This is a genomic window from Streptacidiphilus fuscans (assembly GCF_015690355.1).
Classification (GTDB): domain Bacteria; phylum Actinomycetota; class Actinomycetes; order Streptomycetales; family Streptomycetaceae; genus Streptacidiphilus; species Streptacidiphilus fuscans.
This window is the reverse complement of sequence record NZ_JADPRT010000002.1, coordinates 318,478-343,703: the sequence shown is the minus strand read 5'-3', so window position 1 is coordinate 343,703 and position 25,226 is coordinate 318,478. Positions and strand designations below refer to the sequence as shown.

The following is a 25,226-nucleotide window of genomic DNA, read 5'->3' as shown; positions in this document are numbered from 1 at the left end:
CTGACGGGGGAGGATAGGCCCATGCAGCCAGGAAACAACATGTCCCTGCGTGGCGCGGTCGACCTCGCCGCGGTCAAGGCGGCGGCCGACGCCGCGGCCAAGGCGGAGCAGATGCGCGCCGAGCGCGCACGCAAGGTGGCGGCGGGCGAGGGCGACGCCGCCGCGGAGCCGCTGATCTTCTCCGTCACCGAAGCCGACTTCGAGGCCCAGATCGTCCCGCTGTCCGCCGAGGTCCCGGTGCTGCTGCTGTTCTGGGCCGACGGCTACGGCCCGGCCGAGCAGCAGGTCCCGGTCATGGAGGCGCTGGCGGAGGAGTACGACGGCCGCTTCGTGCTGGCCGAGGTCAACGTGCGGGATGCCCAGCGGCTGGCGCAGCAGCTGCAGCTGCGCGACCTGCCGACCGTGCTGGTGGTCGTCGCCGGCCAGCTGATCCCGCTGTTCGAGGGCCCGGCCATGGCCGAGGAGATCCGTCCGCTGCTGGACCAGCTGATCAAGGAGGCCGCGGAGCGCTTCGGCATCGCCGGCGAGCCGGGCAGCCGCAGCGGCAAGGGTGAGCCCGGCGCTGCGGGCGACACCGCCGAGCCGCCGCAGGACCCGGCGCTGACGCTGGCCCACGAGGCGCTGGACCAGGGCGACCTGGGCGGCGCGATCCAGGCCTACCGCAACATCCTCACCGAGCAGCCCGCCAACGAGGAGGCGAAGCTGGGCCTGGCTCAGGCCGAGCTGCTGCAGCGGGTCCAGGGCCTCGACCCGGCCGTCGTCCGCAAGGACGCCGCCGAGAAGCCGGGCGACGTGGCCGCGCAAATCGCCGCCGCCGACCTGGATCTGGTCGGCGGTCATGTCGACGACGCCTTCGGCCGCCTGGTCGACACCGTCGGTCGAACGGCCGGTGAAGATCGGGACCGGGTGCGTACGCATCTGCTGGGACTGTTCGAGGTCATCGGTGCGGATGATGCGCGAGTCGTGAAGGCACGGGGCGCACTGGCACGCAAGCTCTTCTGACGGGTGTCACGTTTGTGCGCGTGTTGTGATGATCTGTCGACCCGTGCATCAGCTTTATCAAATCTTGATACTTCGGCGAGGCGGGCACTCTGGGTGACCGCCTTTGCCATGTGTGCCCGGTTTTCCTGCAGGTTGACCGGGAGAGCGGAATGAATCCGGTCACCCTGCGTCAGAACCTGGCTCAAACATGGCCTGCTGCGGTTAACCCACTCCTTACTCCCCGGTAATGAACTACTTGTGCAGCGGGCGCACATGGACCACGATCTAGCACGCTCGGTCCATTACTCCTTGCACCCGACGGCCGGTCGGGGACGGAGCGTTGGAATCCCCACCGGGCGGGGTGGCGGTCCGCCGGCACCCGGAGGGCAGGGGGGTCTTCGGTCGACAGTCCGAAGCCTGCACTCACTGACGGGCGTGCCCCCCGGTGCGCTCGTGTGGTTGTCGCTCGGGGGTGTTCCCACCTCCCGAGGACGTAGTTCTTCTCCCCATCTCCGGCCCCGACCCCAGCGGGCGGGCCGGGAGGTGTACGTCCGAGAAGGAGGATCTCGACTCATGTCCCAGACCTTCGGCAAGACCCGCTGGAAGCGGTTCGCCGTCGTCATGGTCCCGACGCTGGCCGCCACCGCGGCCGTGGGCGTCAGCATCGCCCAGGGCGCGCTCGCCGCGTCCTTCGATGTCTCCGGTGCGTCCTTCAAGGTCAGCGCCGGTCAGCTCCAGGGCCAGGGCTTCAGCCAGTACGGCACCGTCGACACCGTCGTCTCCACCAAGGACGGTTCGAAGGCTCCGCTTCCGGTTGCTGTCTCTGGCTTCAACAGCGCCACCATCACCAACCTGTGCCAGTCCGTCGACGTGCCGATCCCGGTGCTCGGCGACTACACCCTCAAGATCACCGCGGGTGGCGGTGGCACTCCGGTCCAGGCGTCGAAGCTCTTCATCGACATGACGGACCTGCAGGCCACCACCGCGACGTTCAACAACATCAACATCGGTGTTGCCGGCGGCGCGATCACCAAGGGCCCGGTCGACTCGACCTCGTCGCAGCAGCAGGGCTTCGCCGGCAGCTTCGCCCAGGAAGCGGACTCGGCGACGCTCACCAACGTGAAGCAGACGGCGTGGGCCACCTCGGCCGGCACCTTCTCGCTGAACGGCATGCACCTCAACCTCGCGCAGGGCAACAACGCCTGCTTCTGACGGTCCCGCACCCTCGGACGTCATGAGGTTTCCGGTCGGCCGGTGACGGTCGGCCGCGCGGCGGGGAGGGGGATCTCCTCCCTCCCCGCTCCCGTCTCCACCAATCCCGTACATCCCCTGGGAGCTGCCACGTGACCAGCGCGACTACGCAGGCGCAGCCCGATCCGATCGGCGGGTTCAGCAAGTACCGCCTTTCCTTCCGTACCTGGCGCCGTACCCGCCCGTTCTGGGGTGGTCTGCTGGTCCTTCTCGCCGCGGGGCCGATCCTCTACTTCCCGTACGCCACGCTGAGCCTGGGCGCGCTGCGGATCCACATGGCCACCACCGCGGGCGCAGGCTCCGCGGTGATCGGCCTGCTGCTGATCGCCCTCGGCATCTCCAGTTGGTTCCAGCCGCTGATCCGCATCTTCGCGGGCATAGCCGCCATCATCCTCAGCCTGGTCGCCCTGCCCATCTCCAACATGGGCGGCTTCGGCATGGGGCTCATCCTCGGCATCGTCGGGGGAGCCCTGATCTGCTCCTGGGCTCCGCTCAAGGAGCCGAAGGCGGCCGGTGCGCACGCGGCGGGTGGGACACAGGTGGCCCCGACTGCCCAGGCACAGACGGCCTCGCCCGCCGAGCTGCAGGGCGCGCCGGACGCGCAGGAGGAGAGCTAAGAGTGTCGACCGACAACGAGCAGCCGCCCGACCGGACCACCGGTCGGCACGCTGCTCCCCGCCTCACCGTGCGCGGACGCATCAAAGGCCCCGTCGGCCGGGCGATCGCGCTGACCGCCATGCCCACGGCCCTGCTGGTGAGCACGCTTGCCCCCAAGCTGGCGTTCGCCGCGGACAACAACACCCAGCCGAAGGCCGCGCCCACGGTCCAGGACGCGGTCCCCGGGCCGACCGGCGCCGACTGCAGCAAGGGCGCGCCGGGCACCGGGACGGGCGCTGCCACGCCGTCCGCGTCGCCGAGCAAGGCCGTGCCCAGCCCGTCCAAGACGTCTGCGGCGGCCAAGCCCACGACCGTGCCGAAGCCCGCGGCGACCCCCGGGACGCCGACCGGCCACACCGCGGTAGGCGGCGGCGCGACGCCCGCGCCGCAGGGCTCCGGCTCGACGACGCCGTCGGCCTCCGCCACGCCGTCGCCCAGCCCCTCGCAGAGCTCGTCGGGCGGCCTCGGCGGCCTTCTCGGCGGCCTCGGCGGGCTGCTCGGCCTGGACAGCACCACCTCGTCCAGCCACGGGACCGCGTCGTCCGCGACGCCCTCGGCCTCCGCCTCGCCCTCGGCGAGTGCGTCGTCCGCCGCGCACGCGGCGACGGCCGCGGTGCCGCACACGGCCGCGTCCGCGACATCGCCGACCGCTGCGGCGACCTCGCCGGTCAGCGCCCTGACCCACGCGGTCACGTCGCTGGTCACGCCCAAGGCCGCGCCCTCGACGCCCGCTCCGTCGGCGACGCCGAGCAGCTCGGCGTCGGGCGGTGCCGCGACCGGCGGCTCGGCCGCGAACAAGCTCTGCGACATCAGCCACGTAGCAGCGCCGCTGGACACCTCGATCACCTCGCAGCTGCCCGGCGGCACCATGCCGGTGGAGCCGTGGACGCTGAAGTCCTCGGACCTGAAGCTGATCAACACCGAGTTCCACGGCGTGGTCACCATCCAGCTGGCGGACGGCAGCACCGAGCGGGTGCTGAAGTTCACCGCCGAGGCCGTCGACATCGGCGACCTGGACATGTCCGCCAACCAGCGCGGCCAGGAGGTCCACGTCAAGGGTGGTCCCGGTACCACCTCGACGATGCGCGGCGGCACGGTGACCATGTACGTCAAGGAGCTCAAGGGCACCATCCTTGCGGCCGAGGGCATCCCGCTGGGGATCCTCAACATCGGCATCGACCTGACCCCGGACACGCTGCCGCAGTGGCTGTACAACCTGATCGGCTCCGTGCCGATCCCGCTGCAGCTGGAGCTGGGCAACATGACGGCGGTTCAGGCGGGCCAGTTCGGCGGCAACCTGACGATCCCGGGCATGCACCTGTACTACACGCCGCTCGGCGGCAGCTGAGTCCCAGGCTCCGGCAGAACCCCCGCACCGTCGGCCGGCGGTAGCGGGGGTTTCTTGTGTCCGGCGGGCTCGTTGGTCCTGGCGTGAGTGATGACGCGATATCCCCTCCAAGCGGCGGAGCCGCCCGGATTCTGGTCCCCGCCTACTTCCACCCCGCCGTCGAGCCGGACGCCTGGGCCGCCTTGCGCCGTGCGGCGCGACGGCTGACCGCCGTCGTCCTGAACCCGGCGAGCGGCCCCGGCGACGCCCCCGACCCCGCCTACACGCAGGTCCGCGCCGGGCTGCGGGAGACCCGGGTCCTCGGCTATGTCGACACCGACTACGGCCGCCGCCCGCACGGCGAGGTGGTCGCCGAGATCGAGCGCCACCGCGCCTGGTACGACGTCGACGGCGTCTTCCTGGACCAGACCCTCGCGGGACCGGACGGCGTCGCGTACTACGCCCGCTTGGGCGTCGCCGCCCGCTCCCTCGGCGCGGGCTTCGTCGCCCTCAACCCCGGCACCCGCGTCCACTGGGCGTACCACGACCTGGCGGACCTGGTGGTCACCTTCGAGGGCTCCTGGGACACCTACCGCGGCCTCCCGGGTCAGGACGGGGACATCGCCCCCTTCGACCCGGACCGCGACTGCCACCTCGTCCACGCCGCGCCGCCGGACGCCCCCGTCCACGGCTACGCGACGCCCGGCACGCTGCCCAACCCCTGGGCCGTGCTGGGCCCGTTGGGCGAGCGTTAGGGCCGTTCCCAGGGCCGCTCCGACGTTCCCAGGGGTCGCTCCGACAGCGGCCCGAAAAGCCCGACGCCCCCCGTCCCGCGTCCGCGGGGTGCGGAGCGGGCCGAGGGGCCGTCAGGTCGTCGTGAAGCCTGCGTGGCAGGCGTCAGTCGCCGGCGCCCAGGTGGTGGACGCGGACCATGTTGGTGGTGCCGACGATGCCGGGCGGGGAGCCGGCCGTGATGATCACGGTGTCGCCCTTGCTGTACCGGCCCTGCGCCAGGATCGCGCCGTCGACCTGGTCGACCATGGCGTCGGTGTTGGGAGCCTGCGGCAGCACGTAGGTCTCGACGCCCCAGCTCAGGGTGAGCTGGTTGCGGGTGGAGGCGTCGGGGGTGAACGCCAGCACCGGGATCGGCGAGCGGTAGCGGGACAGCCGGCGGGCGGTGTCACCGGACTTGGTGAACGCCACCAGCGCCTTGGCGTTGAGGAAGTCGCCCAGCTCGCACGCGGCGCGGGCGACCGAGCCGCCCTGGGTGCGCGGCTTGCGGCCCGGGTTGAGCGGCTGCAGGCCCTGCGAGAGCAGCTCGCCCTCGGCGGCCTCCACGATCCGGCCCATGGTCTGCACGGTCTCGATCGGGTACTTGCCGACCGAGGACTCCGCAGAGAGCATGACCGCGTCCGCGCCGTCGAGGATCGCGTTGGCGACGTCGGACGCCTCGGCGCGCGTCGGGCGGGACGCGGTGATCATCGACTCCATCATCTGCGTGGCGACGATGACCGGCTTGGCGTTCCGGCGGCAGAGGGTGACCAGGCGCTTCTGCACCAGCGGCACCTTCTCCAGCGGGTACTCCACGGCCAGGTCGCCACGGGCGACCATGACCGCGTCGAACGCCATGACGATCTCTTCCATGGCGTCGACGGCCTGCGGCTTCTCGATCTTGGCGATGACCGGGACGCGGCGTCCCACCTCGTCCATGACCGCGTGGACGTCCTCGATGTCCGCGGCGTTGCGGACGAAGGAGAGCGCGACCATGTCGACGCCCATCCGCAGGGCGAAGCGCAGGTCGTCCTTGTCCTTCTCGGAGAGCGCGGGGACGTTGACCGCCGCGCCGGGCAGGTTGATGCCCTTGTTGTTCGAGAGCACCCCGCCCTCGACCACTCGGGTCACCACACGGGGGCCGTCGACGCTGACGACCTCCAGGGCGACGACGCCATCGTTGATGAGCACCGGGTCGCCCGGCTTCACGTCGCCCGGCAGACCCTTGTAGGTCGTGCCGCAGATGTGCTGGTCACCGGGGACGTCCTCGGTGGTGATGGTGAAGGTGTCGCCGTTCTCGACGGTCACCGGACCGTTCGCGAAGGTGGCGAGACGGATCTTGGGGCCCTGCAGGTCGGCCAGCACGCCGACGGCACGGCCGGTGGCCTCGGAGGCGGCCCGCACGTTGGCATAGCGGTGCTCGTGCTCGGCGTGGGTGCCGTGGCTCATATTCAGACGAGCGACGTTCATTCCGGCTTCGATCAGCGACTTGAGCTGTTCGAATCCGTCCGTCGCGGGACCCAGAGTACAAACGATCTTGGCTCGGCGCATATGGCTCATCTTATCGGCATACCTTTCAGGTGCATTCCCCCGCAATTCGGTGGCGTTACTGCGCAGTAAGGGTGTTACTCCGCAGTACGGCGGACCACCGCGAAGGTCTGCTGCGCGATTTCCAGTTCTTCGTCGGTCGGCACCACCGCGACGGCGACCCGGGAGGAGTCCGCCGAGATCAGCCGAGGTGTGCTGCCGCGCACCGCGTTGCGCACCGAGTCGAGCGCGATGCCCATCGCGTCCATGCCCGCGAGTGACGCCTCGCGGACCGCGGCTGAGTTCTCGCCCACCCCGGCGGTGAACACGATGGCGTCCACCCGGCCCAAAACCGCGTAGTACGCGCCGATGTATTTCCGCAGCCGGTGGATGTAGATGTCGAAGGCCAGCCGTGCCTCCGGATCTCCCTCGCCCATCCGGCGGCCGATCTCGCGCATGTCGTTGTCGCCGCAGAGGCCGAGCAGACCGCTGCGGCGGTTGAGCAGCGCGTCGATCTCGTCCACCGACATTCCGCCCACCCGGTGCAGGTGCAGCAGGATCGCCGGGTCCAGGTCGCCCGAGCGGGTGCCCATGACCAGGCCCTCCAGCGGGGTCAGGCCCATGGAGGTGTCCACGCAGCGTCCGCCCGCCACGGCGGAGGCGCTGGCGCCGTTGCCCAGGTGCAGCACGATCACGTTGACCGCCTCCGGCGCCTTGCCGAGCAGCTCGGCGGTGCGGCGGGAGACGTACTGGTGGGACGTGCCGTGGAAGCCGTAGCGGCGGATCTGGTGGGCGTCGGCGGTGGCCTTGTCGATGGCGTAACGGGCCGCGTACTCCGGCATGGTGGCGTGGAAGGCGGTGTCGAAGACGGCCACCTGCGGCAGGTCGGGACGCAGCTTGCGGGCGACCTCGATGCCGGTGATGTTGGCCGGGTTGTGCAGCGGTGCCAGCGGGACGAGCTCGCGCAGGCCCTCGACGACCTGGTCGGTGATCAGCGTCGGCTCGGTGAACCTCGTTCCGCCGTGGACCGCGCGGTGGCCGATGGCGGCCAGGTGCGGCGAGTCCAGGCCCATGCCGTCGGCGGCGAGTTCGTCCGCGAGGGCGGAGAGCGCGGCGGTGTGGTCGGGGAACGGCTCGTACCGGTCCCGCTCCGGGCCGGTGGACGGCTCGTGGGCGATCCGGCCCTGGCCCTCGCCGATCCGCTCCACCAGGCCGGAGGCCAGCCGGGCTCCGTCGGCCATGTCGATGAGCTGGTACTTCACCGACGAGGAGCCGGAGTTGAGCACCAGCACCCGGGTCGCGTCGCTCACTGGGGTGTCTCCTCGGTCTGCTGTGCCGATGCCTGGGCCTGGGCCGCCTGTTGGGCCTGGGCCGCCTGTTGGGCCTGGATCGCCGTGATGGCAACGGTGTTGACGATGTCCTGGACCAGCGCGCCGCGCGAGAGGTCGTTGACCGGCTTGCGCAGACCCTGGAGCACCGGGCCGACCGCGACCGCTCCGGCCGAGCGCTGCACGGCCTTGTAGGTGTTGTTGCCGGTGTTGAGGTCGGGGAAGATCAGCACGGTCGCCTGCCCGGCCACCTCCGAGCCCGGCAGCTTGGTCGCCGCGACCGACGGCTCGACCGCCGCGTCGTACTGGATCGGGCCCTCCACCTTGAGCTCCGGACGCAGCCCGCGGACCAGCTCGGTGGCCTTGCGGACCTTGTCCACGTCCACGCCCGAGCCGGAGGTGCCGGTCGAGTAGGAGAGCATCGCCACCCGCGGCGCGACGCCGAACCGGGCCGCGGTCTCCGCCGACTGGACGGCGATGTCGGCCAGTTGCTCCGCGTCCGGGTCCGGGTTGACCGCGCAGTCGCCGTAGACGAGGACCTTGTCGGCCAGGCACATGAAGAAGACCGAGGAGACGATCTTCGCCTCGGGCGAGGTCTTGATCACTTCGAAGGCCGGGCGGATCGTCGCGGCCGTGGAGTGGACCGCGCCGCTGACCATGCCGTCGGCCAGGCCCTCCTTGACCATCAGGGTGCCGAAGTAGGAGACGTCGGTGACGACGTCCAGGGCCAGCTCGACCGTCATGCCCTTGTGCCGACGCAGCTCCGCGTAGACCTCGGCGAACCGGTCGCGCAGCGGCGAGGTGGCCGGGTCGATGATCCGCGCGCGGGCCCGGCCGGGGGCGGGTTCGGCGTCGAAGGAGATGTTCAGGCCCAGCTCGGCGACCTTGCGGCGGATCGCGTCCTCGCTGCCGAGTAGGGTCAGATGGCAGACGTTGCGGCGCAGCAGCACCTCGGCCGCGCGCAGCACCCGCTCCTCGCCGCCCTCGGGCAGCACGATGTCGCGCAGCGCCGCGCCTCGGGCGCGTTCCAGCAGCTCGTGCTCGAACATCATCGGGGTGACCCGCGCGGACCGGCTCAGCTCGATACGGTCCGTCAACTCGGCTGCGTCGACATGGAGTTCGAAGAGGCCCAGCGCGGTCTCCGCCTTGCGCGGCGACGCGGCGGTGAGGCGTCCCTCCAGGGTGGAGAGGCGCATCGCGGTCGGGTAGCTGCCCTCCTTGACGGAGAGCACCGGCGTGCCGGGAGCCAGCCGGGCGGCGAGGTTCATCACGTTGGGGCCGGGGTTCTCGCCCAGCGTCAGCAGCACGCCGGAGATCGGCGGCGCACCGGCGGCGTGCGCGGCCAGCGAGCCGATCAGCAGGTCGGCGCGGTCCCCGGGGGTGATCACCAGACAGCCGTCGGTCATCGCGTCCAGGAAGGTCGGCAGCATCGCGCCGCCGAAGACGAAGCCGCGCACGTCGCGGGCCAGGCCCGCCGGGTCGCCGAGCAACACCTCGGCGCGGGTGGCCTCGGCCACCTGGGTGACCGTCGGCGCGGAGAGCGCCGGGTCGTCGGGGATCACGTAGACCGGCACGGCGGGCCGCACGGCGAGGCGACGGGCGACGGCCTGCTTGTCGGCTCCGGTGACCCGGTTGGCGACCATCGCCACGATGTTGCAGCCCAGGTCGGCGTAGGAGCGGTGCGCGTTGCGTACCTCGTTGACCACGGTGTCCGCGCTCTCGCGGTGGCCGCCGACGACGACCAGCACGCCCGCGCCGAACTCGTTGGCCAGACGCGCGTTGAGGGCCAGCTCGTCGGGGATGCTGGTGGAGGTGTAGTCGGTGCCGAGCACCAGGACCGCCTCGCACTCGCGCTCCACCGCCCGGAACCGGTCGACCAGTTGGCCGACCAGCTCCTCCTGCCCGCGCTCGGCGAGGATCGCGGCGGCCTCGTCGTAGCTCATCCCGTACATCGACGCGGGCGGCAGGTCGACCCGGTAGCGCCCACGGAGCAGCTCCACCACGTGGTCGGTGGACGAGTGCACCAGCGGCCGGAAGATGCCGACCCGGTCGACGTGCCGGGTGAGCAGCTCCATCACGCCCAGCTCGACGACCTGACGGCCGTCCCCCCTGCCGATCCCGGTCACGTAGACGCTGCGGGCCACCGACGCACTCCGATCGCGATTCTCCGGTTCGCCTGCGCGGCTTCGTCTTTGTTTGAATCGAGCAGGCTTTCGAGTTTTCGAGCATGTAGCGGCTTCGAGACTACCTTCGCATTTCGGGCAGCGTGCGGCCCGCTGCCCGAGTCGCGACGTAGGTCCCGGAAAGTCCCGACGATCGACCAAGGGCAGGGGCCTTTCGGCGCTCATGCGGCGGTCGGGTAGCTTTCCGGCCACACATTCCACAGGGTGCAGGGGCGGGCAGATGGGCGTCATCGCGGGCTGGCGGCAGCAGCGAGCGGAGAAGGAGGCGGCGGCCACGGTCGCCGTGCTGCGGCAGCGGGCGGAACGGCTGCGTCAACTGGCCCGGGTGGGCGAGGGCGAGCAGGTGCTCGCCGAGGCGGTCCGGGTCGCGGAGGCGGTCTTCCCCCAGACCTCTGCGCCGGTGTTCGCGGCGCGACGGGACCGGGCGCACACGTTGTTCCAGCTTCAGCGCGTGGCGGAGGGGGAGGCGGAGGTCCGGGACCTGCTCGCCAGCGCGACCAAGGTGCCCGATCTGCCCGCTGCGTGGACGTCGGCGCTCCGGCTGACGCTGGCACAGGCACTGCTCCTCCAGGCTCGGTTCGCGGAGGCGGAGGCGGAGGCACGGATGGCGGCCGCGGAGGAAGAGCACACGGGTTCCGTGTCGGGCCCGCTCCTCCTGGCGCTGGTGGCGGCCGTGGCGGGGCAGGGACGCCATGCCGAGGCGACCGCGGAGGCCGACGCGTTGAGCGACTCCTTGCAGGACGGTCCTCTCGACCGGTTGCGGCTGCGCTCCCTCCGCGGCGTCCAGTTGATGTACCTGGGCCGGCTGGAGGAGGCCGTGGCGGAACACAGGGCAGTCGCCAAGGAGGCGACCGCCCTCAGCGGGCAGCCTGCCGCGTACGTGCGCCTGATGGCACAGCACAACCTGGCCGCCGCCCTGCTGGAGCTCGACCGCATGCCCGAGGCCGCGGCCGAGGCGCAGGCCGGGATGACGTCCGCGGCCAGACGGGGTCCTAACTTCGGCTACCCCGCCTTCCTGTTCCAGGTGTTGCTGGCCCGACTCCACAACCGGTCCGGCGAGCACGCGGAGGCGCTGCGCGTCGCCGAGCAGGCGCTCGCTGGACGTCCTGAGCCGTCGCAGCTTGCCGACGACGAGGAGCGGGCGCACGCGGTCCGGGTCGAGGCCCTGCGTGGCCTGGGCCGCACCGCCGAGGCGGAGGCTGTGTCGCACGCGTCGTTCGAGTCGCTGGCCCGCCGCCACGGTCCTTCGCACTACCGGACCCTCGCCGCGGAGACGCTGCTGGGCCGATGCGTCGCGCAGACCCGCGTCGAGCGCCGGGAGGAGGCGCTGACCTTGCTGCGCGGCAACGTCGCGTCCTGGCGCACGCACTTCGGTGCCCAGCACCCCCGCACGATCCGCGCGGAGCGCGCACTGGACGCGGTGGAAGCAGCAGTCGAGGCGGGGGCCGAGTCCGCGGGGTGACGCGTCAGCGCGGTCCTCAGCCACCGAGCTGGGCGTGCCAGTGGTGGAAGAGGGCGAGCGGGTCGCCGCTGTAGGCCCAGGGGACCCGGGTGGGTCGGTCGCCGAGGTGGGCGAAGACCTCCTTGGCCTCCGGGGCCAGCCCGGCGAAGACCAGGCCGTGCGCGAGCAGGTTGAGGTCGGCGACGTCCTGGGCGTACTCCGCGCCGGAGCGCGGCCCGATCCACTGGCGCATGGTGCTGCGCAGCGCCTGGACCGCGACCTCGTGGGTCCAGTGGTAGGTGAGGCCGACGGCCGACGGGCCCTCGGTCTCGACCCGGTGGCGGTAGTGCTCGGCGCGCGCGGCCTGGGTGAGCGCCGCGAGCGGGGACCCGGGCGGGGCGAAGGCCGCGCTGTCGCGGGCGAAGTTGTACATCTCACCGTGGCTGCCGTGCCAGCGGGCGGAGAGGTGACGGAGCACCTGGTGGTGGCCCTCGCGGTTGAACCGGTCGCGGGCCTGCAGCTCGCGCCACCAGTGCCAGACATGCTGATGACCCTGGCCGTAGAGGCGGGCCAGGGTCATCAGGGAGACCCACGGGACCGGGTCCGGGGCGTGTTTCTCGGAGGCCTGGAGGCAGATCCTGGCCACCCGGTCCAGGTCCTGGCGGGCGGTGGCGTCCTCGGTCGGCGGCGGGGTGCCGTTCTGGTGGTGGGACTCGGCGACCGCGAAGAAGGTGCGCTGCACCTCTGTCTCGGCGCGCAGCACCAGCGCGTCGGGGTTGTTCGGCTCGGCCGCCTGCCAGGACTCGACGGTCCGGGTGGAGGCGGCGACGTCGGCGAGCAGCCGGACCCGGTGGGTGCGCCGGTCCCAGTCGCGTCCGGTGTCGCGGAGCAGGTCGCGCGCGCCCTGCCAGCGGCCGACCGCCAGGTCGTGGCGGGCGGCGGCGAGATCGGCGTCGCCGTAGGTCTGGTCGAACTGCGGTGCGGTGGTGCGGCGGCGCGATGCTCGGGCCATGGCGGGCTGCCCCTCGGATGCGGAAAGCCGACAGACCGGCAGTCGTCGGACTGCCGGTCGTCGTGCCTGTGGAGTTGTGGAGTTGTCGATCGGTGAGTGGACGCCGGTGTCCGGGATGCGGTTCCAGGTGCGGGGGTTGTGCGGTTGCGCGGGTGGGGCGCGCGCTGCGGGGTAGCGCGGGAGGCTACAGGTCGGTGGCCATCGAGCCGGTCGAGTCGGATGTGGCGGTGGCCAGGTTCGAGCCGCCGAACTCGGCGTCGACCGCCTCGGCCACCGCGGCGTCCAGGCGGGCGCCCGGGTTGGTGTAGAACTCGCTGCCCTTGGCCCAGTAGACGGCCAGCGGGACGATGCCGATCGCCAACGCGCCGAGCCCGATCAGGATCTGGGTCAGCGGCAGGTTCATGCAGTTCTCGACGAAGAGGAAGCCCATGAAGACCGCGCCCGCGCCCGGCCAGACGGCGACGAAGATCAGGTTGCGCAGCGACTTGAAGGCGACCTTGCGGTAGGCGACGACCACCGCGATCCCGGCCAGCGCGTAGTAGACGCAGATCTGCAGACCGATGGCGGCCACCGCGTCGTTGAGGATCTTGGTGACCGAACCCAGCGCGCTGGAGGCCACGAAGAGACCCAGCGAGACGACCACCACGACGGCCAGGCCGATGTACGGCGTCTGCCAGCGTGCGTGGGTGCGGCCGAAGACGGCGGGGAGGGTCTTGTCGCGGCCCATGGCGAAGAGCGACCGGCTGACCTGGATCAGCGTCGTCTCCAGCGTGGCGACGGTGGAGAGGACGACGGCCAGCACCATGATCTTGCCGCCCGCGCCCGGCCAGACCGCCTCGCCGAGGGTGTTGAGGAACGGAGCGCCGTTGGCTATGTCCTTCTGACTCACCATCATGTTGACCGCGATGGTGACGATCTCGAAGAGCGCGAAGACCGCCGCGACACCGAGCAGGCCGCCCATGCCGGAGTTCTTCTGCGAGTCCGTGGTCTCCTCGCTCAGGTTGGCGGTGACGTCCCAGCCCCAGAAGTAGAAGGCCGCCACCAGCGCCGCACCGGCGAAGCCCTTGAAGCCGCCGAAGTGCCCGAAGCCCCACAGCCAGGACCACTGGAAGTGGGCCGCGCTGCCGCCGTGGATCAGCGCGGCGATGCCGAAGCCCGCCAGGATCAGCACCTCGATGCCGGTCATGATCCACTGCGCGTGCGCGGTGATCCGCGCGCCGAGCAGCACCAGCAGCGCCATCACCAGGAAGACGAAGGCGCCGACGCCCACGCAGGCCCAGGTGTTGTTGGAGAGCGAGGCCGAGAAGAGCGAGAGGGTGTACTGGCCGGCCGGGAGCGAGCCCGCGACCATGAAGATCAGCGCCGAGACGACCAGCGACCAGCCCGCCGTGAAGCCGAGCGCCGGGTGCAGCGCGCGGCCGACCCAGGAGTAGCTGGCGCCCGCGTTGACGTCCAGCCGGCCCAGGTAGTTGAAGGCCCAGGCGATGCCCAGCATCGGGATGGCGCACCACAGCAGCGCGGCGGGGCTGAACAGTCCGGCCGCGGCGAGCAGGGCGACCGTGCTCGCTGCCAGCGAGTAGGCCGGGGCGCTGCCCGCGATGGCCATGACGATGGTGTCGAAGGTACCGAGGACATTGGCCTTCAGGCCTCTGGTCTCGGTCGGGGTGTACTCGCTCACGGGGGACCTTTCCTCCGCGACCGAGGGGAGCGTGGGGGCAGGGCCGGTCGCGGCACGGGGGGAACGGTGGTGCGGGGGAAGCGGCGCGGGGGGACGTCGCAGCCGCACTCAAGCAGGTGGGAGAGCAAGCTGGGCAACAGCCTTGTTTCGCTTGAGTTTCCGGAGGCGGGATCACCGCTCGGTCACCTCTGGTGCCAGCGCGTGCCACATGGTGCCGTCAGCGGACCAAGGCTGGCAATGCTTTGGCGGAATTCGTTTATGTCGCTTCCAGGAATGCGGATTCCGTGGCAGGATCGCAAATAGGAAACGAAAACCGTCGTGCGGAAGAGTGGAAGATGTCAGAACTCGCGGTTACCGAACGGACGCGTCATCGCCGAATGCGCGAGAACGGCAGCGTTCGCAAGGCCGATCTGGACGCGGTACTGGCCGCCGGCTTCGTCTGCCACCTCGGAGTGGTCGTGGACGGCACGCCCATGGTGGTCCCCACGGTCTACGGCGCGACCGGGGACACGCTCTACTTCCACGGCTCCGTCGCCAGCCGCAGCCTGCAGCAGGACCCTGCCGCCGAGCTGTGCGTGACCGTCACGCATGTGGACGGACTGGTCCTGGCCCGCTCGGTGTTCGAGCACAGCGTCAACTACCGCTGCGCGATGGTCTACGGCGTCCCGCGCGTGCTCGCGGACGAGGAGAAGCTGGAGGGCCTGCGGGTGCTCTCCGAACAGTGCGCGCCGGGCCAGTGGGACTACGCCCGGCGACCCAACCGCAAGGAGCTCGCCGCCACCACGCTGCTCGCGCTGGACCTGGCCGAGGCCTCCGTCAAGATCTCCGTCGGCCCGCCCGACGACGGCGAAGGACCCGACGCCGAGCTGGGCCTGTGGGCGGGCAACGTCCCGATCCGCACCGTCTTCGACGCCCCCGTCCCCGCGCCGGACCTGGCGGACGGCATCACCCTGCCCGACCACATCGCGGCGCTGCGGACGGCCTGACGCGCTACGAGTGATCCTCCGAGCGGGTCAGACCCCCCACTCCGCGCGGAGCTCGGCGAGGGCCTGGTGGAAGCCGGGGAAGGTCTTCTTGACGCAGCCCGGGTCGTCCAGGGTGATGTCCTCGGCCCGGAGGCCGGCGACGCTGAACGACATCGCGATCCGGTGGTCGCCGTGGCAGGCGATCTCCACCGGGCCCTGCGGCTGCGTCGGGTGGATCTCGATCCAGTCGCGGCCGGTTGCGACCGGCACGCCCAGGGCCGCGAGGTTCTGCTCGCACGCGGCCAGGCGGTCGCACTCCTTGATCCGCGTGTTGTAGACGTCCTCGATCCGCACCGGGCCGTCGGCGAAGGGCGCGATGGCGGCCAGGGTCGGGACCGTGTCGGAGATGTCGCGCATGTTGACGGTGATGCCGCGCAGCGTGCCGGTGCCGGTGACCGTCGTCGCCTCCGCGGTGATCGACACGTCCGCGCCCATCTCGCCCAGCACCTCGGCGAAGCGCAGGTCGCCCTGGAGCGAACCGGTGCCGAGGCCGGGGACGGTGACCGAGTTCCCGGTCAGCGCCGCCGCCGCGAAGACGTAGCTGGCGGTGGAGGCGTCGGGCTCGATCAGGTAGTCCGTCGCGGTGTAGCGGACCGGCGGGACCACGAAGGTGTCGCCCTCGCGCCGGGCCGGGTTGCCGAAGCGGTTCATCATCGCCAGCGTGATCTCGACGTAGGGGACCGAGACCAGGTCGGTCACCGTGATGTCGAGGCCCTCGGCCGTCAGCGGGCCGGTGAGCAGCAGCGCGGTCAGGAACTGCGAGGAGAGTCCCGCGTCCAGGGTGATCGACCCGCCCTTGATGCCGGACGCCTCGATCCGCAGCGGGTGGTGACCCTCCTTCTCCTCGTGGCGGAGGTCGACGCCGAGCTCGCGCAGCGCCTGCGTCAGCGGGCCGAGGGGCCGGCGGCGCATCTGCGCGGAGGCGTCGAAGCGGAACGAGCCGTGCCCGGTCGCCGCCAGCGCGGGCAGGAACCGGGCGGTGGTCGCGCCGTCCCGGCAGAACACGTCCGCCGCGTCGACCGCCGGACCGGCCGGGCGGCCCTCGATCGTCCAGACACCCGGCTGCCGGTCCACCGCGTAGCCGAGGGCGATCAGGCCCTCGGCGAAGCCCTCGGAGTCGTCCGACAGCAGCGGCTGCCGCAGCGTGGTGGTGCCTTCGGCAGCCGCCGCCAGGTAGAGGGCGCGGGCGGTGACGGACTTGGAGCCGGGGATCTGCACGACGGTCATGCCCGTGAGGATACGGGCCGCCCGCCGGTCAGGCCGGACTCAACCAGATGGTGGCCAGCGGCGGCAGGGTCAGCTCCGCGCTGGTGTCCCGGCCGTTCCACTCGACCGGCTCGGCCTTGATCGGGTCGGGGTTGCCGATCCCGCCGCCGCCGTAGACCGGCGTGTCGGTGTTGAGGACCTCCAGCCAGCGCGCGTCCCGGACGTCCGCCCGGACCGTCGGCAGCCCGACCCGGTAACCGTGGCGGACGACCGGCGAGAAGTTGCTGACGCAGACCAGCGGGCGGCCCATCGTGTCGAAGCGGACGAAGGAGAAGACGTTGTCGTCCGCCGCGCCGCCGTCCAGCCAGGCGAAACCGGCCGGGTCGGTGTCCTGCTGCCAGAGCGCCGGGGTGTCCTGGTAGATCCGGTTCAGGTCGCGGACCAGGTCGCGGACGCCGGCGTGCTCGGCGTGGGCGGGCCACTGCTCGTCCAGCACCCACCACTGCGGGCCCTCGTGGTGGTCCCACTCCGCGCCCTGGGCGAACTCCTGGCCCATGTAGAGGAGTTGCTTGCCCGGATGGGCCCACATGTAGCCGAGGTAGGCGCGGTGGTTGGCGCGCTGCTGCCACCAGTCGCCGGGCATCTTGGAGACCAGCGCCTGCTTGCCGTGCACCACCTCGTCGTGCGAGATGGGCAGCACGTAGTTCTCGCTGTACGCGTACACCATCGAGAAGGTCATCTCGTTGTGGTGGAACTTGCGGTGCACCGGCTCCTTGCTCATGTAGACGAGGGAGTCGTGCATCCAGCCCATGTTCCACTTCAGGCCGAAGCCGAGCCCGCCGTGGTCGGTCGGCGCGGTGACGCCGGTCCAGGCGGTGGACTCCTCCGCGACGGTGACGACGCCGGGGCAGCGGCGGTAGACGGTGGCGTTCATCTCCTGCAGGAACCTGACGGCGTCCCAGTTCTCCCGGCCACCGTGCTCGTTGGGAGCCCACTCGCCGTTCTCGCGGGAGTAGTCGAGGTAGAGCATGGAGGCCACCGCGTCCACCCGCAGACCGTCGACGTGGAACTCCTCGCCCCAGTAGACGGCGTTGGCGACCAGGAAGTTGCGGACCTCGGTGCGGCCGTAGTCGAACTCCAGCGTGCCCCAGTCCGGGTGCTCGGCCCGGCGCGGGTCGGCCGGCTCGTAGAGCGGCGCGCCGTCGAACTGCGCCAGCGCCCACTCGTCCTTGGGGAAGTGCGCGGGCACCCAGTCGACGATCACACCGATCCCGGCCTGGTGGAACGCGTCGACGAGGAAGCGGAAGTCGTCCGGGGAGCCCAGGCGCGAGGTGGGCGCGTAGAAGCCGGTGACCTGATAACCCCAGGAGCCGTCGAAGGGGTGCTGCATCACCGGCATCAGCTCGACATGGGTGAAGCCCAGGTCGTGGACGTAGGCGGGCAGCACCTCGGCCAGCTGACGGTAGCTCAGCCCCGGCCGCCAGGACGGCAGGTGCACCTCGTAGACGCTGAACGGCCCCTGGTGGTGCGGCAGCCTGCCGCGCGAGGCCATCCACTCCGCGTCCTGCCAGGAGTAGTGCGACTCGGTGACCACGGACGCGGTCGCCGGCGGGCACTCGGCGGCGCGGGCCAGCGGGTCGGCCTTCTGCAGGCGGCGGCCGTCGCGGGTGGCGATCTCGTACTTGTAGCTGGTGCCCTCGCCGATGCCCGGGACGAAGAGCTCCCAGACGCCGCTGATGCCGAGCGAGCGCATCGGGTGCGCGGCGCCGTTCCAGCCGTTGAAGTCACCGACCAGCCGCACCCCGGACGCGTTCGGCGCCCAGACGGAGAAGGCGACACCCGCCACGCCGTCCAGCACCCGGACGTGGCTGCCGAGGGCCTGCCACAGCTGCTCGTGGCGGCCCTCGCCGATCAGGTGCAGGTCGGTCTCGCCGACGGTCGGCAGGAAGCGGTAGCCGTCCTCCTGCTCGAACTCCTTGCCGGCGTAGGTGACCCGGAGCAGGTAGCCCTCGGTGACGGCGGTGCGGGGCAGCAGGCCGGTGAAGAAGCCGTCCTGCTGGTGCGTCAGCTCGTAGCGGGCGATGCCGGTGTCCACCACGACCCGTTCGGCCAGCGGGCGCAGCACGCGGACGGCCGTTCCGGTGGCCGAGTCGTGCGACCCCAGCAGGCCGTGCGGGTCGTGGTGCCAGCCGCCGACCAGCCGCTCCACCTCGCCGGGCGCGAGCGGGGCCTCCGGCACCCGGATCGCGCCGTCGGCCGCGACGGGGGCGTCTGCGACCGGGTCGGGTGTGACCGGGTCAGGCGCGAACGGGGCGGGCGCGACCGGCTCGGGTGCTACCGGGCCGGGCGCGAAGGGCTTCGGGGTGAGGTCCGGCGAGTCGCTCGTGACCGCGTCGACCGCGACGGCGGCGTCCGTGACGGCACCGCCGCCCGCGGCGCTGCCGGTCCTGGCGCCGCCGTGCGTGGCCCCGCCGGTCGCGGCCTTGAGGATGGCCGGTACGGCGGCGAGAAAGGTGTCGGGTACGTCGAACGCGGTCACGATCTATGCCTCCCGTGGGATTGTGGGCGTCGTGGGGTGGGACAGCGGGGGAGCGACGGAGCCGTTCGCACTCTCCGTCAGCTCGGTGACCGAGGCGGCCAGGCGGGCACAGGCCGTCAGCGGGATGGAGACCCAGTCGGGGCGGTGGCGGGCCTCGTAGACCACCTCGTAGACCGCCTTGTCGGTCTCGAAGGCACGCAGCAGCACCGGGTCCAGCGTCGGATCGGGCGCTCCCGTCGCGGCGTAGCCGGCGCAGAACGCCTCGCGGTTGCGCGCCGCCCAGGCCGCGGCCACGGACGGCTCGGCCATGACGGCGTGCGCGGCGGCGTAGTCGAAGGAGCGCAGCATCGCCGCGACGTCGCGGACGGCGGGCTGCGGCTTGCGGCGCTCCTCCAGGGTCTTGGCCGGTTCGCCCTCGAAGTCGAGCAGCACCCAGCCGCGGGTGCTGCGCAGCGCCTGCCCGAGGTGCAGGTCGCCGTGGACGCGCTGGACCCGCAGCCGCAGGCCGTCCCGGGCGGAGGCGGACAGGTCGCGGAAGATCTGCCGCAGCGCGGAGCGGTGCGGGGCCAGCTGCGGGACCGCGAGCACGGCGGCGTCCAGACGGAGCGCCATCGCCTCCGCCATCTCCTCGATCTCGGCGCGGCGCAGCACCGCGACCGGCAGGCTGCGGGCCAGGGCGAGGTGGACGTCGGCGGTGGCCCGGCCGAGCAGAAACGACTCTGCGGCGAAATGGCCGACCCGGGAGGGGTCCGCGTCCAGCATCGCGATCTGACGGAGCGCCAGCTCCCAGCCGTCCTCCGCGGCCCGCATGTAGTGCTGGAGCAGGCCCAGGGTGGCCGGAGCTTCGTCCGGTGCGTCCGGCAGCTCGGCCTCGAACCAGGCCACCGGCGTCGGGATCCGGCTGCTCCCGGCCCGGCCGAGGGCCAGCGAGAGCTCCAGATCCGGGTTGAGGCCGGGACTGACCCGGCGGAAGAGCTTGAGGATCGCCGCGTCGGTCGGGCCGCCCGCGTCGTAGATGATCGAGGTGTTGCTCTGCTCCGCCGTGCCCACCCGCCCGGCCGCGGGCGCGGGGGGACGGTCCCCGAGCGTGGAGAACCGCAGCGGCCCGAGCCGTTGCGGTGAGGAGAGCAGCGCCAGCAGACGACGTGTCAGTGCCGGGTCGTAGGCTGCGTCGTAGGTGACCAGCCCGTCGTAGGGGCCGCTGGTGATCCGGCCGATCACGGCCGTGTCGCTGCCGATCCCGGGCAGCCCGTCGGGGTGGGCGCCGAGCAGCAGTTGGTAGATGTCGTTGAGGGGCGCCCCGCCGCTGGCGTTGTGCTGGTCGACGCGGAGCAGCAGATGCAGCAGGACGCCGGTGCCGCGGGCCAGTCCCGTCGGTCCGGGCAGCAGAGTGGTCGCCACCGGGGTGATCGCGGTGATCGGGTGGCCCTTGCCCGCGAACCAGCGCTGACGCGGCAGCCAGTCGCGCAGCAACGGCAGTGTCGCCGCCACGAGCGGGCCGAAGCCGACGGCCGAGGCTGCTGGGACAGGAGAGGTGACGGCACGCGGTCGGGAGGTGTCGGACATTTCTCCCTTTCCCCGGAGAGGCCGGCGCAACCGGCGACCAAGGGTGGTTGATCGCCGGTTGAACCATTTTTCCGGAATGTGAGGGCGTGGGCATCGTTGGCACGCCCGTCGGGGGACGTCGTTGGGCAGGACGGGGGACGCGCGAGCCCGGCGCGGCGCTAGCGGAGGCCGGGCAGCGGTGCTGGTCGACCGTTGGCGAGGCGAGCTGCGCCGGTCGGCGGGACGGTCGCGGACACGGTGGCGGTCACGGTCGCAGCCGTGGTCGCCGCCGAGCCGGATCCGGTGGCCTGGGGGTCTCCCGGGCGCAGACGGAACCAGTAGAAGCCGTGCCCGCCGAGGGTCAGCAGGTAGGGCAGCTCACCGATCGCCGGGAACCGCACCCCGCCGATCAGCTCGACGGGATGCAGCCCCTCGAACTCGCGCAGGTCGAGCTCGGTCGGCTGGGCGAACCGCGAGAAGTTGTTGACGCACATGACCAGGTCGTCGCCGTAGGAGCGCAGGTAGGCGAGGACCGCCGGGTTGCTGGACGGCAGCTCGGAGTACGAGCCCAGGCCGAAGGCCGGGTTGAGCTTGCGGATCTCGATCATGCGGCGGGTCCAGTGCAGCAGCGAGCTGGGGTTCGCCATCTGCGCCTCGACGTTGGTCACCTGGTAGCCGTAGACCGGGTCCATGATGGCCGGCAGGTTGAGCCGGCCCGGGTCGGCGGCGGAGAAGCCGGCGTTGCGGTCCGGCGTCCACTGCATCGGGGTGCGGACACCGTCGCGGTCGCCGAGCCAGATGTTGTCGCCCATGCCGATCTCGTCGCCGTAGTAGAGCACGGGCGAGCCGGGCAGGGAGAGCAGCAGCGCGGTGAAGAGCTCGATCTGGTTGCGGTCGTTGTCCAGCAGCGGGGCCAGCCGACGCCGGATGCCGACGTTGGCGCGCATCCGCGGTTCCTTGGCGTACTCCGCGTACATGTAGTCGCGCTCCTCGTCGGTGACCATCTCCAGGGTCAGCTCGTCGTGGTTGCGCAGGAAGATGCCCCACTGGCAGCCGGAGGGGATGGCCGGGGTCTTGGCGAGGATCTCCGAGACCGGGTAGCGCGACTCGCGTCGCACCGACATGAAGATCCGCGGCATGACCGGGAAGTGGAACGCCATGTGGCACTCGTCGCCGCCGGAGGAGAAGTCGCCGAAGTAGTCGACGACGTCCTCCGGCCACTGGTTGGCCTCGGCCAGCAGCACGGTGTCCGGGTACTCGCGGTCGATCTCCGTGCGCACGCGCTTGAGGAACTCGTGCGTCGCGGGGAGGTTCTCGCAGTTGGTGCCGTCCTCGGCGTAGAGGTAGGGCACCGCGTCGAGGCGGAAGCCGTCGATGCCCAGGTCCAGCCAGAACCGCAGCGCCGCCAGCATCTCCTCCTGGACCTTCGGGTTCTCGTAGTTGAGATCCGGCTGGTGGGAGAAGAAGCGGTGCCAGAAGTACTGCTTGCGGACCGGGTCGTAGGTCCAGTTGGAGGTCTCGGTGTCGACGAAGATGACGCGGGCGTCCTGGTAGAGCTTGTCGTTGTCCGCCCACATGTAGTAGTCGCCGTACGGGCCGTCCGGGTCGGTGCGGGAGGCCTGGAACCAGGGGTGCTGGTCGCTGGTGTGGTTCATGACGACGTCGATGATGATGCGCATGCCGCGCTGGTGGGCGGCGTCGACGAACTCGACGAAGTCGGCCAGGTCGCCGAACTCGGGCAGCACCGCCGTGTAGTCGGCCACGTCGTAGCCGCCGTCACGGAGCGGCGAGGCGAAGAACGGCGGCAGCCAGAGGCAGTCCACACCCAGCCACTGGAGGTAGTCGAGCTTGGAGGTCAGTCCCTTGAGGTCGCCGACGCCGTCGCCGTTGCTGTCCTGGAAGCTGCGCACCAGGACCTCGTAGAAGACGGCGCGCTTGAACCACTCCGGGTCGCGGTCGCGCTGCGGGGTGTCGGCGAAGGTGTCGGGGACGGGTTCGTTGACGATCACTGGGTGGCCCTCCGGACCGTGAGGATGTGTGCCGGCCGGGTGTGGGGGTCCAACCGGACGTAGTTGTGGCGTCCCCATCGGTAGGTCTCGCCGGTGAGCTCGTCGTGGACCTCGATCACGGGCTCCGCGCCCGCCCGCTGAGCGGCAGTCGGCTGACCGACCGTCAGGGTCGCTCCGTGGGCCTGGCCGGTGGCACCCTCCGTCGCGTGGGCGTGGGCGTGGGACGGGTGGCCCGGTCCGGCGTGCCCGGCCGCGGCGTCCCCTGCCGGGGTGTCGAGCGCCGGGGTGTCGAGCGCGTCCGGATCCAGGGTGAGCGTGCCCTCGTGGGCCCGGTGCGGGTCGAGGTTGACCACGACGAGGACCTCGTCGGCCGACTCGCCCTCCCCGCCGCGCTTGGAGAAGGCGAGGAGCTGGTCGTTGTCGATGGGGTGGAAACGCAGGTCGCGCAGTTCCTGCAGGGCAGGATGCTCGCGCCGGAGCCGGTTGAGGGTGGTCAGCAGCGGTGCGAGGGTGTCCGTCCGCGACCAGTCGCGGGGGCGGAGTTGGTACTTCTCCGAGTCCAGGTACTCCTCGGAGCCGGGGTGCGCGGGGGCGTTCTCGTACAGCTCGTAGCCGGAGTAGACGCCCCAGCTCGGGGAGAGGGTGGCGGCCAGGACCGCGCGGATCGCGAACGCGGGGCGGCCGCCGTGCTGCAGGTAGGCGTGCAGGATGTCGGGCGTGTTGGTGAACAGGTTCGGCCGCATGTACGCGGCGGCCTCGCCCGACAGCTCGGTCAGGTACTCCGTCAGTTCCTGCTTGGTGTTACGCCAGGTGAAGTAGGTGTAGGACTGGTGGAAGCCGACCTTGGCCAGGGTGTGCATCATCGCGGGGCGGGTGAACGCCTCGGCCAGGAACAGCACGTCCGGGTCGGTGCGGGCGATCTCGCCGAGCACCTTCTCCCAGAAGACGACGGGCTTGGTGTGCGGGTTGTCGACCCGGAAGATCCGGACGCCGTGGGACATCCAGTGGCGCAGCAGCCGGACGGTCTCGGCCACGATGCCGTCGAAGTCCCGGTCGAAGTTGACGGGGTAGATGTCCTGGTACTTCTTGGGCGGGTTCTCGGCGTAGGCGATGGTGCCGTCGGCCCGCTCGGTGAACCACTCCGGGTGCTTCTCCACCCAGGGGTGATCGGGGGAGCACTGGAGCGCGAAGTCGAGGGCGACCTCCATGCCGAGCTCGGCCGCGCGGGCGACGAAGGCGTCGAAGTCCTCCAGCGTGCCCAGGTCGGGGTGGATCGCGTCGTGCCCGCCCTCCTGGGAGCCGATCGCCCACGGCGAGCCGACATCGGCAGGGCCCGCGTCCAGGGTGTTGTTCGGACCCTTGCGGAACGCACGGCCGATCGGGTGAACGGGAGGCAGGTAGACGACGTCGAAGCCCATCTCCGCGACGGCCGGAAGCCGTTCGGCCGCCGTGCGCAGCGTGCCCGAAACCGGCGCACTGCGGCGTTCGGGATCGACCTGTGCGCCCTCCGAGCGCGGGAAGAACTCGTACCAGGACCCGTACAGCGCCCGGCGCCGGTCCACCTGGAGCGGCACCGGCCGGGACGCGGAGACCAGCTCCCGCAGCGGGTGCCGGGCCAGCGCTGCCGCCAGCTCCGGCGTCAGGGCGGCCTCCAGACGGTCCATCGGCGCCATGGCCGGTTCCGTGGCGCGCAGCGTCTCCGCCGAGGCCAGCACGTGGGCCTTGCCGTCCTTCTTGGTCACCCCGGCGGCGGCGCGGTCCAGCAGCAGCGCGCCCTCCTCCAGCATCAGGCCGACGTCGACGCCTGCGGCGATCTTGATCCGGGCCGCGTGCTCCCAGGTCGCCACCGGATCCGCCCAGGCCTCGACCGTGTAGGTCCAGCGGCCCGGCGTGTGCGCCGTGATCCGGGCGCCCCACCGGTCCGTGCCGGGCGCCAGCTCGCGCATCGGCGTCCAGGGGCCGCTGCGGCCACGCGGGTCGCGCAGGACGACGTTGGCGCCGATCAGGTCATGGCCCTCGCGGAACAGCGTCGCGCTGACTTCGAACGCCTCGCCCACCACGGACTTGGCCGGCCGTCGGCCGCAGTCCACCGAAGGGGTCACATCCAGTACGGGAATCCGGCCGATCATCTGAGGGGGGTCGTCCTTCCGGGTGGTTTGGCGAGGCGGGCGGGTCATCGAGGCTCCAAGCTGCGATCTCGAGTGAGTGCGAAAGCGCGCCGGCGAGCTGGTGAGCAAGCGAGCAAACGGGCCGTCAAGCAGAAGAACCGAAAAGCGAACAAATCCATGAAACCAGGCGAAGCTCGTGCAAAAGCGGTAACGCCGCACGGAGTTCGATGACGCAGGGTGAAGGGTGACGCACTGTGATGATCTGCGAAGATGCCTGGCGGAGCGCCAAAAGGAGGACCGCAGAGAGCCTTCCCCGGTCGCCCCGCCGGGCAACCCGCCGTCGGTCGAACGCCGTCGTGTTGACAACGATCGCGCGGGACAGCTGGACACGCAGACGCGGGCGTTCCGCATCCGGCGTCAACAGCCCGGTGCGTCCATTCCGACCTGCTTCGATCCTCGCACCGCCGGGCCGCGCTACGTGCCAGTAGCCACTCATTTCGGCCACAGATCAAGGCAGTTGGTCGCGCGCGGGCGGACAGCCGTATGTCGGCGGTGTGAATTACTACGACCGCGCGCCCCCTCACTCCGGCGTGCGCCCGCGCGTGCCGTACCCCCGGAAGAGTGAAGCTTGACGCCTC

17 protein-coding genes are annotated in these 25,226 nt (G+C 71.3%); 7 read left to right on the top strand and 10 right to left on the bottom strand.

What is annotated here, in order from left to right; translation table 11 throughout:
• Positions 1–21 precede the first annotated feature (21 nt).
• The 5 genes from I2501_RS05210 (at position 22) to I2501_RS05190 (ending at position 4,971) form a co-directional block, all read left to right on the top strand.
• The gene (locus I2501_RS05210; protein WP_196192620.1) at positions 22–1,002 is read left to right on the top strand and encodes a tetratricopeptide repeat protein; all 981 of its coding nucleotides are present in this window, start codon (positions 22–24) and stop codon (positions 1,000–1,002) included.
• Positions 1,003–1,554: 552 nt separating this feature from the next.
• Complete coding sequence (locus I2501_RS05205) at positions 1,555–2,193, top strand: DUF6230 family protein (protein ID WP_196192619.1); 639 nt, start codon at positions 1,555–1,557, stop codon at positions 2,191–2,193.
• Positions 2,194–2,324: 131 nt separating this feature from the next.
• Entirely contained in the window at positions 2,325–2,849 is a 525-nt protein-coding gene (locus tag I2501_RS05200) for a DUF6114 domain-containing protein (protein WP_196192618.1), read from the top strand.
• 2 nt (positions 2,850–2,851) lie between these two features.
• Positions 2,852–4,237 carry a hypothetical protein gene (locus tag I2501_RS05195; RefSeq protein WP_196192617.1) on the top strand — a complete coding sequence of 462 codons (1,386 nt, stop codon included), beginning with the start codon at positions 2,852–2,854 and terminating at the stop codon, positions 4,235–4,237.
• An 83-nt stretch (positions 4,238–4,320) separates the two neighbouring features.
• Entirely contained in the window at positions 4,321–4,971 is a 651-nt protein-coding gene (locus I2501_RS05190; protein WP_328806214.1) for a spherulation-specific family 4 protein, read from the top strand.
• Positions 4,972–5,113: 142 nt separating this feature from the next.
• On the opposite strand, the gene pyk is transcribed toward I2501_RS05190, so the two are convergent.
• From pyk to pta, 3 genes are all read right to left on the bottom strand, one after another.
• A complete protein-coding gene (gene pyk, locus I2501_RS05185) occupies positions 5,114–6,538 on the bottom strand; it encodes a pyruvate kinase (RefSeq protein ID WP_196192616.1) in 1,425 nt (474 codons plus the stop codon).
• A gap of 74 nt (positions 6,539–6,612) precedes the next feature.
• The gene (locus I2501_RS05180) at positions 6,613–7,824 is read right to left on the bottom strand and encodes an acetate kinase (protein WP_196192615.1); all 1,212 of its coding nucleotides are present in this window, start codon (positions 7,822–7,824) and stop codon (positions 6,613–6,615) included.
• Positions 7,821–9,986 carry a phosphate acetyltransferase gene (gene pta, locus I2501_RS05175; protein ID WP_196192614.1) on the bottom strand — a complete coding sequence of 722 codons (2,166 nt, stop codon included), beginning with the start codon at positions 9,984–9,986 and terminating at the stop codon, positions 7,821–7,823. The genes I2501_RS05180 and pta overlap by 4 nt, the downstream gene beginning before the upstream one ends.
• A gap of 259 nt (positions 9,987–10,245) precedes the next feature.
• Here pta and I2501_RS05170 point away from each other — a divergent pair, with 259 nt between their 5' ends.
• Positions 10,246–11,487 (top strand): hypothetical protein, encoded by a 1,242-nt coding sequence (locus I2501_RS05170; protein WP_196192613.1) that lies wholly within the window; start codon positions 10,246–10,248, stop codon positions 11,485–11,487.
• Positions 11,488–11,503: 16 nt separating this feature from the next.
• On the opposite strand, the gene I2501_RS05165 is transcribed toward I2501_RS05170, so the two are convergent.
• A complete protein-coding gene (locus I2501_RS05165; protein WP_196192612.1) occupies positions 11,504–12,478 on the bottom strand; it encodes a hypothetical protein in 975 nt (324 codons plus the stop codon).
• A gap of 184 nt (positions 12,479–12,662) precedes the next feature.
• Positions 12,663–14,156, bottom strand: a complete 1,494-nt coding sequence (locus tag I2501_RS05160; RefSeq protein WP_328806213.1) for an APC family permease — start codon at positions 14,154–14,156, stop codon at positions 12,663–12,665.
• 377 nt (positions 14,157–14,533) lie between these two features.
• On the opposite strand from I2501_RS05160, the gene I2501_RS05155 reads away from it, so the two are divergent.
• A complete protein-coding gene (locus tag I2501_RS05155; protein ID WP_236045879.1) occupies positions 14,534–15,142 on the top strand; it encodes a pyridoxamine 5'-phosphate oxidase family protein in 609 nt (202 codons plus the stop codon).
• Between the two features lie 27 nt (positions 15,143–15,169).
• Here I2501_RS05155 and aroA read toward each other — a convergent pair whose 3' ends face one another.
• The 5 genes from aroA to I2501_RS05130 all read right to left on the bottom strand — a co-directional run bounded on the left by aroA (position 15,170) and on the right by I2501_RS05130 (position 24,609).
• Positions 15,170–16,408 carry a 3-phosphoshikimate 1-carboxyvinyltransferase gene (gene aroA, locus I2501_RS05150; RefSeq protein ID WP_196192610.1) on the bottom strand — a complete coding sequence of 413 codons (1,239 nt, stop codon included), beginning with the start codon at positions 16,406–16,408 and terminating at the stop codon, positions 15,170–15,172.
• 28 nt (positions 16,409–16,436) lie between these two features.
• Positions 16,437–18,626 (bottom strand): 1,4-alpha-glucan branching enzyme, encoded by a 2,190-nt coding sequence (gene glgB / locus I2501_RS05145; RefSeq protein WP_328806251.1) that lies wholly within the window; start codon positions 18,624–18,626, stop codon positions 16,437–16,439.
• A gap of 303 nt (positions 18,627–18,929) precedes the next feature.
• Complete coding sequence (locus tag I2501_RS05140) at positions 18,930–20,492, bottom strand: maltokinase N-terminal cap-like domain-containing protein (RefSeq protein ID WP_196192609.1); 1,563 nt, start codon at positions 20,490–20,492, stop codon at positions 18,930–18,932.
• 158 nt (positions 20,493–20,650) lie between these two features.
• The gene (treS, locus tag I2501_RS05135) at positions 20,651–22,480 is read right to left on the bottom strand and encodes a maltose alpha-D-glucosyltransferase (RefSeq protein WP_328806212.1); all 1,830 of its coding nucleotides are present in this window, start codon (positions 22,478–22,480) and stop codon (positions 20,651–20,653) included.
• Positions 22,477–24,609: an alpha-1,4-glucan--maltose-1-phosphate maltosyltransferase gene (locus I2501_RS05130; RefSeq protein ID WP_196192608.1), complete on the bottom strand. Its 2,133-nt coding sequence runs from the start codon at positions 24,607–24,609 to the stop codon at positions 22,477–22,479. Before I2501_RS05130 ends, treS begins: the two co-directional genes overlap by 4 nt.
• Positions 24,610–25,226 lie beyond the last annotated feature (617 nt).

What these genes read in the sequence shown, in the direction of transcription:
- I2501_RS05210 (WP_196192620.1), top strand. Translation starts at nt 22, where the DNA reads ATGCAGCCAGGAAACAACATGTCCCTGCGTGGCGCGGTCGACCTCGCC.
- I2501_RS05205 (WP_196192619.1), top strand. Translation starts at nt 1,555, where the DNA reads ATGTCCCAGACCTTCGGCAAGACCCGCTGGAAGCGGTTCGCCGTCGTC.
- pyk (WP_196192616.1), bottom strand. Translation starts at nt 6,538, where the DNA reads ATGCGCCGAGCCAAGATCGTTTGTACTCTGGGTCCCGCGACGGACGGA.
- I2501_RS05170 (WP_196192613.1), top strand. Translation starts at nt 10,246, where the DNA reads ATGGGCGTCATCGCGGGCTGGCGGCAGCAGCGAGCGGAGAAGGAGGCG.
- I2501_RS05165 (WP_196192612.1), bottom strand. Translation starts at nt 12,478, where the DNA reads ATGGCCCGAGCATCGCGCCGCCGCACCACCGCACCGCAGTTCGACCAG.
- I2501_RS05155 (WP_236045879.1), top strand. Translation starts at nt 14,534, where the DNA reads ATGCGCGAGAACGGCAGCGTTCGCAAGGCCGATCTGGACGCGGTACTG.
- aroA (WP_196192610.1), bottom strand. Translation starts at nt 16,408, where the DNA reads ATGACCGTCGTGCAGATCCCCGGCTCCAAGTCCGTCACCGCCCGCGCC.
- I2501_RS05140 (WP_196192609.1), bottom strand. Translation starts at nt 20,492, where the DNA reads ATGTCCGACACCTCCCGACCGCGTGCCGTCACCTCTCCTGTCCCAGCA.
- I2501_RS05130 (WP_196192608.1), bottom strand. Translation starts at nt 24,609, where the DNA reads ATGATCGGCCGGATTCCCGTACTGGATGTGACCCCTTCGGTGGACTGC.